The following is a 14,772-nucleotide window of genomic DNA, read 5'->3' on the forward strand; positions in this document are numbered from 1 at the left end:
TTATATTCTGCAAACTTTATCTGTAAATAATTTTAAAGTTTTTTATAACTATTTGATTTGCAAGAAGGAGTTAAAGATTTTTTTTTCTCTTTTTATTTAAATAATCAAAAAAAGCACTCTCCAAAGGGGAGAGTGCTTTTTGTTATTTTATCTTTTTTTGTATTTCATTTAGCTTCATTAGCGCCTCTACTGGGGTAAGAGAGTTAATGTCTATACCTAAAATATCCTTTTTTAGTTGTTCCAATAGTGGGTCTTCTAAATTAAAAAAGCTCAATTGTACATCTTTTTCAATTGGTTTAAGGGTGATTTTAGCCTCAGGTGCTACTTTACTTTCTAATTGGAGTAACATTTTCTGGGCATTTTCTAGTACCATTTTTGGCATACCAGCCATTTTGGCTACATGAATTCCAAAGCTGTGTGCGCTTCCACCAGGTACAAGTTTACGAATAAAGAGTACATTGTCTTTTAATTCTTTCACAGAAACATTAAAATTCTTTATGCTATCATAGTACTTACTCATGTCGTTTAGTTCATGGTAATGTGTTGCGAATAGCGTTTTGGCCTTTGTAGGGTGTTCTACGATGTATTGAGCAATTGCCCAAGCAATTGAAATACCATCATAGGTACTTGTTCCTCTACCAATCTCATCCAATAGAATTAAACTCCTTGGAGTAAGGTTATTTAAAATAGAGGCTGTCTCATTCATCTCTACCATAAAAGTAGATTCTCCCATTGAGATGTTATCCGATGCACCTACTCTTGTGAAAATTTTGTCCACAATACCCATCTCTACTTTAGAAGCAGGTACAAAACTTCCAATCTGTGCTAGTAAGACAATTAAAGCTGTTTGCCTTAATATTGCACTTTTACCAGACATATTAGGTCCCGTTATCATGATGATTTGCTGGGATTCTTTATCTAGGTATACATCATTGGCAATATAGGGAACATCCATGGGTAATTGTTTTTCAATCACCGGGTGTCTTCCATCTTTAATATCTAAATCAAATCCTTCATTTAAAATAGGTTTGACATAATTATTAGATAAGGCTAGTTGTGCAAATCCACATAAACAGTCGATTTGTGCAATTACTTTTGCGTTTTGTTGTATTGGAGTAATATAAGAGGTACACCATTGAACAAAATCTTGGTATAATTGTGTTTCTAGTTGGTAGATCTTTTCCTCTGCACCTAGAATTTTACTTTCATATTGCTTAAGCTCTTCCGTTATATAACGCTCTGCATTTACCAGAGTTTGCTTTCTAATCCAAGAAGAAGGAACTTTGTCTTTATGTGTATTTCTTACCTCTATATAATAACCGAAAACATTATTAAAAGCTACTTTTAAAGAAGGAATTCCTGTTTGTTCAATTTCTCTTTGTTCTAATTCGTCTAAGAAGGATTTACCAGTGGAGGAAATTGCTCTTAATTCATCAAGCTCTGCATTTACTCCCTTTGCGATTGCATTTCCTTTTGTAATAGAAACAGGAGCTTGCTCAGAAATAGTCTTTCTTATTTGCTCTATAAATACCTCACAATCCTTTAAGGTAGAAGCCATTGCCTTTAAAGAGGCGTTGTCTGAACTTTGTCCAAGCTTTTTTACAGGTAATATAGCTTGTAAAGATTCCATTAATACAATTAACTCTCTAGGAGATATTTTATTAGTGGCAATCTTAGAGGATAGTCTCTCTAGGTCAGATATTTGTTTTATTTGTTGTATAAAGCTATCTAAAAGCGATGTTTCTTTACATAACTGCTCAACTATTTGATGTCTTTGCTGTATTTGCTCTAAGTCCTTTAGAGGTAGGGCTAGCCATCTTTTCAAAAGGCGCCCTCCCATAGGGGAAATCGTTTTATCGATTACATCCAAAAGGGTAATAGCATTGAAATTGGTACTTTGGTAAAGTTCTAAGTTTCTTATTGTAAAGCGATCCATCCATACATATGCATCTTGTGCTATGGGCTGAATACTAGAAATATGTTGTATTTCTGTGTGTTGGGTTTCTCCTAAATAATATAAGATAGCCCCGCTAGCTATAATACCTAAATCCAAATCTGCTATACCAAATCCTTGTAGAGAATTAGTTTTAAAATGAGCCGTTAAGGATTCAAAAGCATAATCTTTTTTAAAGATCCAATCATCTAAGAAGAAAAGGTTGTACTGGTCTCCAAATTGTTCTAAAAATTCTAATTTATGGTGCTTTTGAATAAGGATTTCACTTGGAGAGAAATTCTGTAATAATTTATCGATATAATCTTGGTCTCCTTGTGAGGTTAAGAACTCTCCTGTAGAAATATCTAAGAAAGAAATACCTATATATTTTTTATTAAAATGTAAAGCACAAAGGAAGTTGTTGGAAGTAGATTGAAGTACTTCATCATTGAAAGCAACTCCTGGAGTAACTAATTCAGTAACTCCTCTTTTTACAAGTGTTTTTGTTGTTTTAGGATCTTCTAATTGATCACAAATAGCCACGCGTAAACCTGCTTTAACTAATTTTGGAAGATAAACATTTACCGAATGATGTGGAAATCCCGCTAGTTCTATTTCACTAGCTGTCCCTGGACTTCTTTTTGTTAAAGTGATACCTAGAATTTTAGCTGTTCTAACAGCATCTTGTCCAAAGGTTTCATAAAAATCTCCTACACGAAATAAAAGACAAGCATCTGGATACTTTCTTTTTATATCGTTGTATTGTTTCATTAATGGAGTCTGCTTTTTATCGGAAGACTTAACAGTCATATTGGAATATTTAAATTGGATATCACAAATATACTCTAAGTATTTGGATTGCATAAAACCATGCAGTCAAACTCTACTATGTCTTAGGTTAAAGTTTTATTTAAAGGAATATTGTGTTTCTTTTTTAAAGCTCGGATAATAATACTTGTACTAACAGTAATTGCTAAACCTATAAAACAGCCAAGTGTTACAGATAAGGCTCTAATTAACGGAGTAGCCTCTACAATTTTACTAGCTTCTTGACTAGGTTGAGGTTGAATTAAAATAATGATTAAAGCAACAAGCGCTACTCTAGCCATGTTTAGAATATTAAAAATAAAACAGGTAATAATAGTTAAAAAGAATCCAAACAAACACATCCAAAAATCTGGAGAAGGTTCAATTTCTAAACATACCAATCCCGCTATAGATCCTACTAAGTTGGATTTAAATCGTTCAATAGAAAGCTTTTTCGAGTTTTGACCCTCAGGGGATATTACTAAGATAATAGAAATCAATGTCCACATCATTTGGTAATCGGGTAACTTTTGTAGTAGTATGTGACCAATTATCAATGCAAGTGTACAACGTACAGAGTAGATGATAACTGGGGTAGTAATGATGTATTTAATAAATCTATTAAACATTTTGATTTTTAATTTTAGCCTGCAAATTTACCACCCTTATTGTCGTTAATCAATATTTATCCTATAGGATTTTGTTAAATATAAGAGGAAAGGTTTGTTAAATCTATAAAAGCTCTCGTATAATTAACTGTCTAACTCTCTTGGTATTAGGCTAGTTGGGGCAAAGTGAAAAGCAAAAATCAGTTTTGTATATTTTGGTCATTAAGCCTATTAATGCATTAAAATATTACTTAATTTTGCTGAAAATATAGATTTTATGCGAAAACTTGCAAATAGTGAACTAGATAGAATAAATGTTCAAGAGTTTAAGGAAAAGGAGAAAACGCCTTTAATTATCGTTTTAGATGATGTTAGGAGCTTACACAATATTGGTTCTGTTTTTAGAACTTGTGATGCATTTTTAATTGAAAAAGTTTATCTATGTGGTATTACAGCCACTCCACCAAACAAAGAGATTAACAAAACAGCCTTAGGTGCTACGGAAAGTGTAGAATGGGAATACGCTAAAGACATTGTTAGTGTTATTGAGGATTTAAAGCAAAAAAACGTAAATATTCAAAGCATTGAACAAGTAGAAAATAGTGTTATGCTAAATGAGTTTACCCCTGTTAGTGATCAAAAGTATGCTTTAGTTTTTGGAAATGAAGTAAAAGGAGTAAGTCAGAAAGTAGTAGATTTAAGTGATGGGGTTATTGAGATTCCTCAATTAGGAACCAAACACTCTTTGAATATTGCCGTTAGCGCAGGAATAGTAATATGGGATCTATTTAGTAAAATGCGATCTTAATAAAAAAGCCTTCTATAATAGAAGGCTTTTTTATTAACTGTTCTTTTGATTTATCTTTTCTTGGATTTGATCCAATAGGTGGATGTAATCTTTTTGGTTAGCTACAAAGTCAATATCTGAAATATCGATAGTAAGAACTTTATGAGGCGCAAGGGTTTTAATATAATTGAAATACCCTTTGGTAACACTGTCTAAATAATTTGCAGTAATTTCACTCTCATAGGACCTACCTCTTTTTTGGATATTCTCTAATAAACGAGAGGTATTCTGGTAAAGAAAGATATAAATATCTGGCTCAGGAGTTTCTTTATACATAATTTCAAAGATCTGCTTATATAAGCTAAATTCATCTGGCTCAAGGGTGATTTGAGCAAAAATCAGTGATTTATGTACGTAGTAATCGGAAATGACAAATTCTTTAAATAAGTCCAATTGAGCTAAATCGTCGGATAGCTGACTATAGCGATCTGCTAAAAAAGACATTTCTAAGGAAAAGGCATAGCGATCAGCATCCTGGTAGAACTTTGGTAAAAAAGGATTGTCTGCAAATCCTTCTAAGATTAACTTGGCATTGAAATCTTGGCTAATTCTAGAGCTTAGAGTTGTTTTACCTGCTCCAATATTACCTTCTATGGCTAGAAAATTTATAGTCGAGAAATCATATTTTTTTAAAGGAGAATCCAAAGTGGTTATAAATTCACCTTTTGTTTGGTCTGGACATTGTTGTAATAGTTCTTTGACATCCTTTTTTAAAATAGGATGTTCCCAAGATGGATTTAGCTCCATCATTGGTTCTAATACAAACTTTCTTTCCTGCATTAAAGGATGCGGAATAGTTAGGTTGGGCTCTTGATAAATTTGCTGGTTGAAACTAATAATATCAATATCAATCACTCTAGCTATATAACCTGGAGAGTCAGATCGAACTCTACCTAAAATTTGTTCGATTTCTAAAACCTTAGAAATTGCTTGTTGTGCATTTATTTTGCTATGAAGTAGTATGGCACAATTGTAAAAGGGTTCGCTTTGAAATCCCCAAGCAGGATACTGGTATATAGAAGAAGTTTTCACAACCGTACCTACTTGATTATGAATTAATTCAATAGCTTTTTTAATGTTAGCTATCTTATCTCCCATATTGGTCCCAATGGATAAAACGATGTTGTTTTGTGTATACATGGGGGCAAAGTAACTAAAACAAATTCAATTTTATGCTATTTTACCTATAGTTATTGGTCACAAAGTTTTGTAAAATGTGTAACAAATAGTAGATTTATACAACTAATAGAAGTAAATAATAAGATATGAGATTTTTAGGTAATGTATTAGCTACAATATTGGGGCTATGTTTGTTTTTTGGACTTTTATTTGTCCTTTTAATAGGCCTTGGAGCTGCAATGGGAAGTAGTGATACAGTAGTGGTGAAGGATAATTCTGTGATTGTACTAGATTTATCTAAAGTTAAGTACGACTATAGTGGTAAGTTTAATTATAAAGAGTTTAGCTTTAAAGATCAGCCCAAAAATGGTCTGAGTAATGTTTTAGAGGCAGTTAATCGAGCAACAGAGGATTCACGTATTTCCGGGATTACTTTAGTTAACGAGCACTCTGGTTTAGGAATTGTTCAAATGAGAGAATTGCGCCAAGCTTTACAGGATTTTAAAGATTCTGGAAAGTTTGTAATGGCATATGCAGATTACTATACTCAAAAGGACTTTTACTTAAATTCAGTAGCGGATTCTATTTTTTTAAATCCTGTAGGAATGGTTGATTTCAAGGGATTATCTGTGGAAATCTTATACTTAAAGGATTTACAAGAAAAGACAGGGATTAAAATGGAAGTTTTGCGTCATGGAAAATACAAAAGTGCTGTTGAGCCTTATTTAGAAAATAAGATGAGTGAAGCAAATCACATTCAGACTACAGAATTTTTAAATTCTATTTGGACTACTATTGCCACAGATATTGCAAAGAGTAGATCGGTTTCTTTAGAGCAAATAAATGATGCAGCTAGTAATTTATATGGTAACACTGCTTTAGGAGCTTTAGAGCATAAATTAGTGGACCGTGTTGCTTATCAAGATGAATTTGAAGCTAGTGTAAAATCCTTAGTAGACGTTGCACAAGATAAAGAATATAATAAAATTACTATCCTAGATTATATTAAAGCTCCTTCTAGTTCTAATGTAAAACTATCCGCGGATCAAATCGCGATTGTATATGCCCAAGGACAAATTTTAAGTGGAGAGGGGAATGTCAGTTATGTAGGAGAGTTATCTATCAATAGAGCTTTAAAGAAAGCTCGTGAGAATGATAAAGTAAAAGCAGTAGTTTTACGAGTGAATAGTCCAGGTGGTAGTGCACTTACCTCAGAGTTAATTTGGAGAGAAGTGGAGCTTACCAAAGCTGTTAAACCTGTAATTGTATCTATGGGAGATGTTGCAGCCTCTGGTGGTTATTATATTGCATGTGGAGCGGATTATATTTTTGCCGATCCTGCTACTATTACTGGAAGTATAGGTGTTTTTGGTATGCTGCCTAATGTTAGTACATTAAGTGAGAAATATGGGGTTAATCCTCAAATCGTTCAAACCCATAAAAATGCTGCTAACTATAGTATTTTTGCGCCATTATCACCAGAATATAAACAGACCGTAACCCAAAGTATTGAACAAATCTATACTACTTTTGTTTCTCGTGTTGCTACAGGAAGAAATATGAGTTTTGAGCAGGTAGATGAATTAGCCCAAGGAAGAGTATGGGTTGGTGTAGATGCTTTGAAAAATGGATTAATTGATGCTTATGGTGGATTAGATCAGGCAATAGCTTATGCTGTTGAAAAGACAGAAATCCAAGATTATAGAGTAGTGGAGTACCCAGAGTATGAATTAAACTTTGAGGATTTATTAAATAATTACTTCGGCTCATCTATTTTCAAAAGCCAAGATCAGCTTATCTTAGAAAAAATTGGAGAGCAGAATTATCAACTTTTACAAAGGTTAAATTATTTTTCCAACCTTCAAGGTAACCAAACCATTTTGCCTTACGAACTAAATATTCAATAAATAAGAATAAGATAAATAATAAAAAAAGCCCATAAATAATTTTATGGGCTTTTTTTGTATCTATATTTATTAGGATAGGATTTCTAGTGAAATCACTGTTCCTTCATTGCTTCTAACGTTGAAAACGGTACCGTCTTCAAATAATAGGTATTGTCCTTTTACACCTTTTAAAACCCCTTGATAGCTTGGAGTTTTCTCCAAGTTAAGAGTTTTTATCTTTGTTGGGTACTGCAATACAGGGTAGTTTAATTCTATTAAAGAACTTGGGGTAGAATCAAAATAAGGCTGTACTTCTAAGGGAAGCTTATCTTTTAAAGATTCTCTAATTTGTTGAATGTCGAAGTCTCCTATTTCATTGACTAGCATTTTTCTCCAATTGGTTTTATCGGTGAATTCTTGCTTTAAGGCAACCTCTGTAATACCTGCTAAGTATCTATTTGGCACCTCTACAATTTCAATGGCCTTAGAGGCTCCTTGATCAATCCATCTAGTAGGTATTTGAGATTTTCTAGTTACCCCAACTTTTACATCACTAGCTAAAGCGAGGTAAACACTATGAGGTTGTAGTTGGCATTTTTGTTCATAAGCCAAATCTCTATCCTCAATCCCTAAATGAGCAGTACTTAACTCCGGACGCATAATCCAATCTCCTACTGCAGGGGAGCTATAAAAACACTCATAACAAAATCCTTGTCGAAATATTTTCTTATGTTCCTGACAGTTTAAACATTGATAGTCAAGGAAGTTAATTCGTACTTTTCTATCTAATATTTGGTTGATATGAATAAAGTTACTCTCCAATACTAAAAAGTATTCAATAGGATTGTTAAACTCAGTTTGCATTTTGTTTAAAACTCCTTCGTAAAGCATAAATAAATTGTTATTTTTGGGTAGGTGGTAAAAATACGAAAACATTTCGTATCCCACTATTTACTTTATCCAGTAATAAAGTAAAGGATTTTTTAAATGAAGGTTTATTATGGCATTTACAATTATAAATTCAATCGCATCTTGGATTTTAAAAAAGAGAATTCATCAAATTGATGTATTTCGAACAAATCCCCATCAGGTACAACAGGATCTGTTTTTAAGCTTAATGAAAACAAATCAAAATACGCTTTTGGGAAAGCAGTATGATTATGCTAGTATAAAAAATTACGAAACCTTCGCTAGTAGAGTTCCTTTGTTTAAATATGAAGAATTCGAGCCATATATAGAGCGTTGTAGAAGAGGGGAGAACAATATTTTTTGGCCTGAGCCTATTCGCCTTTTTGCTAAAAGTAGCGGAACAACTAATGCTAAGAGTAAATTCATTCCAGTAAGCCAAAGTGCTTTAGAAGATTGTCATTATAAAGCTGCTAAAGATTTATTGTGCCTGTATTTGAATAATAATCCAGATAGCCAACTCTTCACAGGAAAAGGTTTGCGTCTAGGAGGTAGTAAAGAACTATACCAAGACAATGATACTTTCTTTGGAGATTTATCTGCCATTTTAATCGATAATATGCCTTTTTGGGCAGAGATCAGTAGCACCCCTTCAAATAAGACTTCACTTATGAGTGAATGGGAAACTAAGATGGATGCCATTATAAAAGAAGTACGTCACCAAAACGTTACTAGTATAGCAGGAGTACCTTCTTGGATGCTGGTTCTTTTTAACCGTATTATAGCTGAAACTAAAAAAGAAAACCTTTTAGAATTATGGCCTAATGCTGAGGTGTATTTCCATGGAGGAGTAAGTTTTGAACCTTATAGAAAGCAATACGAACAACTTTTCCCAAGTCCTAAGATGAAGTACTATGAGATTTATAATGCTTCAGAAGGTTTTTTTGCTATCCAAGATCAAAATGATTGCAATGAGCTGCTTTTAATGTTAGACTATGGTATTTTCTATGAATTTATTCCTATGGATACCTATGGAACATCTAACCAAAGAGTAATTCCATTATCTATGGTGGAGCTAGGAAAAAACTACGCTATGGTTATTACTACCAATGCTGGTTTATTACGTTATGAAATTGGGGATACAGTACGATTTACTAACCTTTTGCCATACCGTATTAAAATTACAGGTAGAACCAAGCATTTTATAAATGTGTTTGGAGAAGAACTGATGATTGAAAATACCGATAGAGCTTTGGCTAAGACTTGCGCGGAGTTTCAAGTAAGCGTTTTAGAATACACCGTTGGACCAATTTTTATGGAGTCTAAACAAAATGGTGCTCATCAATGGGTTATTGAGTTTGAGAAAAATCCCCAGGACCCAGCACTATTTGCTAAGGTTCTAGATAAAAACTTACAAGAACTAAATTCCGACTATGAGGCTAAAAGAGCAAATAATATGACCTTAAATCCTTTAAAGTTAACTTTAGCTAGAAAGAATTTATTTTATGATTGGTTGAAAAATCAAGATAAATTAGGAGGACAACATAAGATACCAAGATTGTCCAACGAACGTACTATAGTAGAGCAACTTTTAAAAATGCAAGAGTTGCAAACCGTATAAAAAAGAAAAACCTCGCAATAATGCGAGGTTTTATTTTTTAGCCTAAGCTATTTTTGAAAAATCAAAAATTACTTAGCTGCTTCTTCTGTAACAACTTCTTCTGTTGCAGTTTCTTCAGTTGCACCTTCTTCAGTTGCAGGAGCTTCTTCAGTAACAGTTTCTTCAGCTACTGGAGCTACTTCTTCGATAACTTCAACACCTTCTTCTGTTGCAGGAGCTTCTTTAGCTGTTTCGTTACAAGAAACAAAAGATACTCCCATCATAGCTACTAAAGCAATGCTTAATGCGATTTTTTTCATCTTGATTAATTATAAAAGTTAATTATTAATTCAGAGCAAATATATGATTTTTTTAATTTGCTAAGATTTTTTTGCAAAATATTTTATTAATTTTTCATAACGCATAATTTGCTAATAATCAATCAGTTATTTATTTACCCTTAGGGTAAACTAATTCCATTTCCTCTATTAGATGATGAGCGCCTGCGAATTTGTCGATGATAAATAAAATATAACGCGCGTCCACCATAATATTACGACAAATACTAGGGTCATAATAGATGTCACTCATGGTACCTTCCCAAACTCTATCAAAGTTTAATCCTACTAAATTACCATAGGCATCTAAGGCAGGTGAGCCTGAATTTCCTCCTGTAGTATGTGCTGTAGAAATAAAGTTAACTGGTAGCTTTCCATCTTTTTGAGCATAGTGTCCGTAGTCTTTACTTTGGTATAGTTCAATTAGTTTTTGTGGAACATCAAACTCATAATCTCCAGGTACATATTTTTCCATAATACCATCTAAATGGGTAATTGGTTCGTAGTATACTGCATCGCTTGGAGAATAACCATCCACAATACCATAAGTAACTCTTAGAGTTCCATTGGCATCTGGGAATATTCTAGCCTCTGGGTATAATTCTAATTGAGCTTTCATATAAACGCGTTGTAAAGCGCTTATTTGTTGTTCTAAGTCTTGGTATACAGGAAGGATATTTTGGTTGTAATTTTGAAAAATTTCTTTAGCAAAACTATATGCTTTGTCTTGATTCAGTTTTTCTAAAACTTGTTTTGCATCTCCTTGTAATAATTCTTGTAAACCTTGGTAAGAAGTTAAGGCAGATTCAGCAAAAATCTCATTAGTAAGTTCTTGTGCATTAATATTCACTAAGTTTTTAGGTAAAAACTCTTTAGGAGCGTCTTTAGCATATTTTTGGATCATTGCTTGGAAAACTTCTTTGTCTACTTTAGTAGAGTAGTTTTTGTAGAAGTTTTGCGCTTTATCTAAAATATCCTGTTTCTTAGTTTCAAAATTCTTTGCATTGTCTAAGCTTTTTTCAATTGCATATACTCTTGAAGCCATACTTAAGATTTCTGCGTTACGCAGTGCAATTTCACTATAATACTCTTTACTTACTGCATAAGGAGTAATTTGAGCATAAAGTTTTTCAAAGGCTGGAATTAAATCAGCATATTGTTTGGTTGCTGTATTTTGTGAGGCACGCTTTACAAAGTCTTTTTCAAAATCTTGTTTTGCTTGAACAGCATTTGATTTTTTTAAACCTTGGCTCTCTCCAATCCATTTTTTCCAGTAGTTTGCAGTTCCTGCAAATTTAGAAGCATATTGAATTTTGATTCCTTGATCTTCTCTCATGAATTGATCTGTAATTTTCAAAGAAATATCTCTAATTCCAATTCTAGCAGGGTTTAGACTTTCTGTGATTTGTTCTACTGCAAAAGAAGGTAGGTATTCTTGGGTTCTTCCAGGGTAACCAAATACCATAGTGAAATCATCCGGTGAAACACCATCTAAGGAAATAGGGAAGTAATGCTTAGGAGTATAAGGTACGTTATCTGGAGAATATTCTGCAGGTTTGTTATTCTTATCTGCATAAATTCTAAATAAAGCAAAGTCTCCTGTATGTCTTGGCCATACCCAGTTATCTGTGTCAGAGCCAAACTTACCTATAGAAGATGGAGGGGTTCCTACTAAGCGAACGTCTTTGAAGGTTTCTGTAACAAATAAGATATATTGGTTACCTTCATAAAAGGCTTTGATTCGATTTTCTTGCCATCTTTGTTTAGGAAAAGTCTTGATGGTTTTCTCAATATTCTTAGCGATTTTATCCTTTTTTACTTTCTCGCTATCACTTGGTTTGATACCCTTTGTTACCTCTGTGGTAACATCTTGTATTTTTACCATAAAAGTTACAGAAAGATTTTCATTAACAAGTTCCTGGCTTTTGTCCTTTGCCCAGAATCCATCTTGAAGGTAGTCATTCTCTATAGTGGAATGTGCTTGTATTTGACCATAGCCACAATGGTGGTTAGTTAATAAAAGACCATTTGGAGAAATCACCTCAGAGGTACAACCTCCATTGAAATGAGGTACAGCATCCTTTAAGCTAGAGTTGTTGACATCATAGATATCAGAAATGGACATCTTCATACCCAATGTTGCCATTTCTTCTTGGTTCATTCCCTCTAATAAGGAAGGAATCCACATACCACCTTGTTGACTAAAAATAGGCATTGCAACAAGAAGTAGTGCTACTTTAAAAATGTTTTTAATGTTTTGATTCATGTTAGTATTAGTTAGCATTCTAAATTCCTTGGCAATATAGCATTTTTGAGGCTAACCTTATGCTTATCAAATGGATTTAACACCCCTAGATTATTTCTATTTTAGGGTTTGTTTTGACTTTGTGAGTAAATATGTCAAATTGAAGTATTGTGTTAAATTTTAAGATAAATTTTCTAGGATGAATTTTGCAGTAATAATTATATAAATATTTGTTGTTAATACTCTTTAAAGTTTGTAAATTGTACAGAGTAAAAACTATAAAAAACCATTTGATCGTGAAACACTATAAACTACAAAATGGAGTTCTAATTCCAGCAATTGGATTTGGAACTTGGCAAATTCCTGAAGGTAATGCAACTATAAAAGCGGTAGAAGAGGCCTTGGAAGTTGGCTATCGTCATATTGATACTGCAGCTGTTTATGGCAATGAAAAATCAGTAGGTAAAGCTATTAATGAGTCTAAAGTAAAAAGGAATGATATTTTCGTAACTACTAAACTTTGGAATACCGATCGTGGATACGAGCCTGCAATACGCGCTTTTGAGCATTCTTTGGATCGTTTAGGTTTAGATTATATAGATATGTACCTTTTACACTGGCCTTGTTCAGAGAGTCAGAACCAGAATTGGAAGGAATTAAACGCACAGAGTTGGAAGGCTTTAGAGCATTTATATACCAAAGGATTGGTTAGAGCAATTGGAGTTTCTAACTTTATGCCTCATCACTTAGAGGCTCTACAATCCATGTCAACTATTACTCCTATGGTAAACCAAGTTGAATACCATCCAGGATTTACTCAAAAAGAAGTAGTTGACTATTGTCAAAAGCACAATATTTTAGTAGAAGCTTGGGCACCACTTGGACAAGGAAATGTCATGGATAATAAGACTTTAGAGACCATGGCAAAGAAATATAAAATAACTACTGCTCAATTGAGTTTAGCTTGGATTTTATATAATGGACACTTACCATTACCTAAATCAGTAACACCTGCTTATATTAAATCGAATTTTGATGTATTTGATATTGAATTGGATCCAAGTGATGTTGCTATTTTAGATAATTTGGACTACTTTGGAGGTTCGGGATTACACCCAGATAAAGTAGACTTCTAATAAATAAAAATAAATTATACCCTAGGTATATATTAATTATTAATTCAAATAAAAAGGTAAATAACTTTTGTGTTATTTACCTTTTTTATTTTATTGTATTTTATCCATGATTTTTGCCGTAGCATCTTTATTTTTATTTATAAAGTCAAAGGCAATTTTACCTAATTGCTCTCGCTTGGTGTGATCATGTAAAAGAGTATCTAAGTTTTGATCTAGTTCTTCTTGGTTATGAACAACTAAGGTAGCCTTTAAGGCAATAAGGTCTTTAGCTTCTTGGAATTTTTGGTATTTAGGACCAATGATAATAGGAATTCCAAAAGTGGCTGCTTCTAAGATATTATGTATACCATGGGTAAAACCTCCTCCCACATAAGCTATATCACCATAACTATATGCTTTTGTTAGTAAGCTATAGGCATCTATAATATATACTTTACACTCAGATAGATTTGCGTTTTCACTTTGGGTGTGTAATACAGATTTTTGCGTTAGAGCGTTTTGTAAGTTTTGGATTTGTTCCTGTTTAATATTATGAGGAGCAAAGATAAATTTGACATCCTCTTGGGTGTTTTGATTAATATATTTGGCAAGCATTTTCTCATCATCTGGCCAAGAACTTCCAATTACAATGGTTTTTGTTGTTTTGTTTAAGGTAAAACGATCTAAGAATTCTAGATTATTATCCCTTTGTAAAATTTGACTTACTCTATCAAATCTTGTATCTCCAACTACTTCTACATTATAGTGGTTTAATTGATGTAAAAGCTCTAGACTTTGTTGATTTTGGACAAAAAAGTAAGTAAATGTATCCAAGGCCTTTCTATAAAAGCCAGCATACCATTTAAAAAAGATTTGATTTTCCCTGAAAATCCCAGAGATAAGATAAGTTGGAATATTATTTTGCTTTAATTGATGTAAATAATTTGGCCAATATTCGTATTTTATAAAGAAAGCCTTTTCAATATTTACATACTCAAGTAATTTTTTAGCATTTGCAGTAGTATCCATTGGTAAATAAATGGTACAGTGGGCAAGGGTATTGTTTTTTTTGACTTCATAACCCGATGGGGAGAAGAAGGTCAATAGAATTTTATGGGTAGGATACTTTTCTATAAGGGCTTCCATAAGGGGAAGACCTTGCTCGTATTCGCCTAAGGAGGCTACGTGTACCCAAAAAACTTTATCCGTTTTACTTAGGTTTTGTTTTATTTTTGCAAAGGATTCCTCTCTACCTTTTACAAATAAGGAAAGCTTTTTATTAAATAAAGCAATGATTTTAATAAAGAAATAAGCAATATGGATAATGGTATTGTATAGAAAAAACATAGGTAATACTTTGATTTAGCG

Annotated in this window: 11 protein-coding genes; 4 read left to right on the forward strand and 7 right to left on the reverse strand. The window is 32.9% G+C overall.

Translation table 11 applies throughout. The annotated features are described in order from the left end of the window. Positions 1–142 precede the first annotated feature (142 nt). Positions 143–2,743: a DNA mismatch repair protein MutS gene (gene mutS / locus ACYSNM_RS01670; RefSeq protein ID WP_461755360.1), complete on the reverse strand. Its 2,601-nt coding sequence runs from the start codon at positions 2,741–2,743 to the stop codon at positions 143–145. A gap of 83 nt (positions 2,744–2,826) precedes the next feature. Beyond that, on the reverse strand, positions 2,827–3,369 hold the full coding sequence (locus ACYSNM_RS01675) for an FUSC family protein (RefSeq protein ID WP_461755361.1): 543 nt from the start codon (positions 3,367–3,369) through the stop codon (positions 2,827–2,829). A 256-nt stretch (positions 3,370–3,625) separates the two neighbouring features. On the opposite strand from ACYSNM_RS01675, the gene ACYSNM_RS01680 reads away from it, so the two are divergent. Beyond that, on the forward strand, positions 3,626–4,156 hold the full coding sequence (locus ACYSNM_RS01680; protein WP_461755362.1) for an RNA methyltransferase: 531 nt from the start codon (positions 3,626–3,628) through the stop codon (positions 4,154–4,156). A gap of 33 nt (positions 4,157–4,189) precedes the next feature. Here the strand turns inward: ACYSNM_RS01680 and folK are convergent, their stop codons facing one another. Next, a complete protein-coding gene (gene folK, locus ACYSNM_RS01685) occupies positions 4,190–5,335 on the reverse strand; it encodes a 2-amino-4-hydroxy-6-hydroxymethyldihydropteridine diphosphokinase (protein ID WP_461755363.1) in 1,146 nt (381 codons plus the stop codon). Between the two features lie 125 nt (positions 5,336–5,460). On the opposite strand from folK, the gene sppA reads away from it, so the two are divergent. Continuing rightward, entirely contained in the window at positions 5,461–7,221 is a 1,761-nt protein-coding gene (gene sppA / locus ACYSNM_RS01690) for a signal peptide peptidase SppA (RefSeq protein ID WP_461755364.1), read from the forward strand. A 69-nt stretch (positions 7,222–7,290) separates the two neighbouring features. Here the strand turns inward: sppA and ACYSNM_RS01695 are convergent, their stop codons facing one another. Beyond that, a complete protein-coding gene (locus ACYSNM_RS01695) occupies positions 7,291–8,091 on the reverse strand; it encodes a DUF2797 domain-containing protein (RefSeq protein WP_461755365.1) in 801 nt (266 codons plus the stop codon). Between the two features lie 109 nt (positions 8,092–8,200). On the opposite strand from ACYSNM_RS01695, the gene ACYSNM_RS01700 reads away from it, so the two are divergent. After that, complete coding sequence (locus tag ACYSNM_RS01700) at positions 8,201–9,727, forward strand: GH3 auxin-responsive promoter family protein (RefSeq protein ID WP_461755366.1); 1,527 nt, start codon at positions 8,201–8,203, stop codon at positions 9,725–9,727. Between the two features lie 68 nt (positions 9,728–9,795). Here the strand turns inward: ACYSNM_RS01700 and ACYSNM_RS01705 are convergent, their stop codons facing one another. Both ACYSNM_RS01705 and ACYSNM_RS01710 read right to left on the reverse strand, forming a co-directional pair. Then, positions 9,796–10,026, reverse strand: a complete 231-nt coding sequence (locus ACYSNM_RS01705; RefSeq protein ID WP_461755367.1) for a hypothetical protein — start codon at positions 10,024–10,026, stop codon at positions 9,796–9,798. A 130-nt stretch (positions 10,027–10,156) separates the two neighbouring features. Further along, complete coding sequence (locus ACYSNM_RS01710) at positions 10,157–12,310, reverse strand: S46 family peptidase (protein WP_461755368.1); 2,154 nt, start codon at positions 12,308–12,310, stop codon at positions 10,157–10,159. Positions 12,311–12,585: 275 nt separating this feature from the next. On the opposite strand from ACYSNM_RS01710, the gene ACYSNM_RS01715 reads away from it, so the two are divergent. Continuing rightward, positions 12,586–13,425: an aldo/keto reductase gene (locus ACYSNM_RS01715; protein WP_461755369.1), complete on the forward strand. Its 840-nt coding sequence runs from the start codon at positions 12,586–12,588 to the stop codon at positions 13,423–13,425. A 90-nt stretch (positions 13,426–13,515) separates the two neighbouring features. On the opposite strand, the gene ACYSNM_RS01720 is transcribed toward ACYSNM_RS01715, so the two are convergent. Continuing rightward, the gene (locus ACYSNM_RS01720; protein ID WP_461755370.1) at positions 13,516–14,751 is read right to left on the reverse strand and encodes a 3-deoxy-D-manno-octulosonic acid transferase; all 1,236 of its coding nucleotides are present in this window, start codon (positions 14,749–14,751) and stop codon (positions 13,516–13,518) included. Between the last annotated feature and the right edge of the window lie 21 nt (positions 14,752–14,772).

This window comes from Myroides sp. LJL116, assembly GCF_054871685.1.

Bases quoted from the DNA above. Each gene is read 5' to 3' on its own strand.
- mutS (WP_461755360.1), bottom strand. From the start codon at position 2,743: ATGACTGTTAAGTCTTCCGATAAAAAGCAGACTCCATTAATGAAACAA.
- ACYSNM_RS01675 (WP_461755361.1), bottom strand. From the start codon at position 3,369: ATGTTTAATAGATTTATTAAATACATCATTACTACCCCAGTTATCATC.
- ACYSNM_RS01680 (WP_461755362.1), top strand. From the start codon at position 3,626: ATGCGAAAACTTGCAAATAGTGAACTAGATAGAATAAATGTTCAAGAG.
- folK (WP_461755363.1), bottom strand. From the start codon at position 5,335: ATGTATACACAAAACAACATCGTTTTATCCATTGGGACCAATATGGGA.
- sppA (WP_461755364.1), top strand. From the start codon at position 5,461: ATGAGATTTTTAGGTAATGTATTAGCTACAATATTGGGGCTATGTTTG.
- ACYSNM_RS01695 (WP_461755365.1), bottom strand. From the start codon at position 8,091: ATGCTTTACGAAGGAGTTTTAAACAAAATGCAAACTGAGTTTAACAAT.
- ACYSNM_RS01700 (WP_461755366.1), top strand. From the start codon at position 8,201: ATGGCATTTACAATTATAAATTCAATCGCATCTTGGATTTTAAAAAAG.
- ACYSNM_RS01705 (WP_461755367.1), bottom strand. From the start codon at position 10,026: ATGAAAAAAATCGCATTAAGCATTGCTTTAGTAGCTATGATGGGAGTA.
- ACYSNM_RS01710 (WP_461755368.1), bottom strand. From the start codon at position 12,310: ATGAATCAAAACATTAAAAACATTTTTAAAGTAGCACTACTTCTTGTT.
- ACYSNM_RS01720 (WP_461755370.1), bottom strand. From the start codon at position 14,751: ATGTTTTTTCTATACAATACCATTATCCATATTGCTTATTTCTTTATT.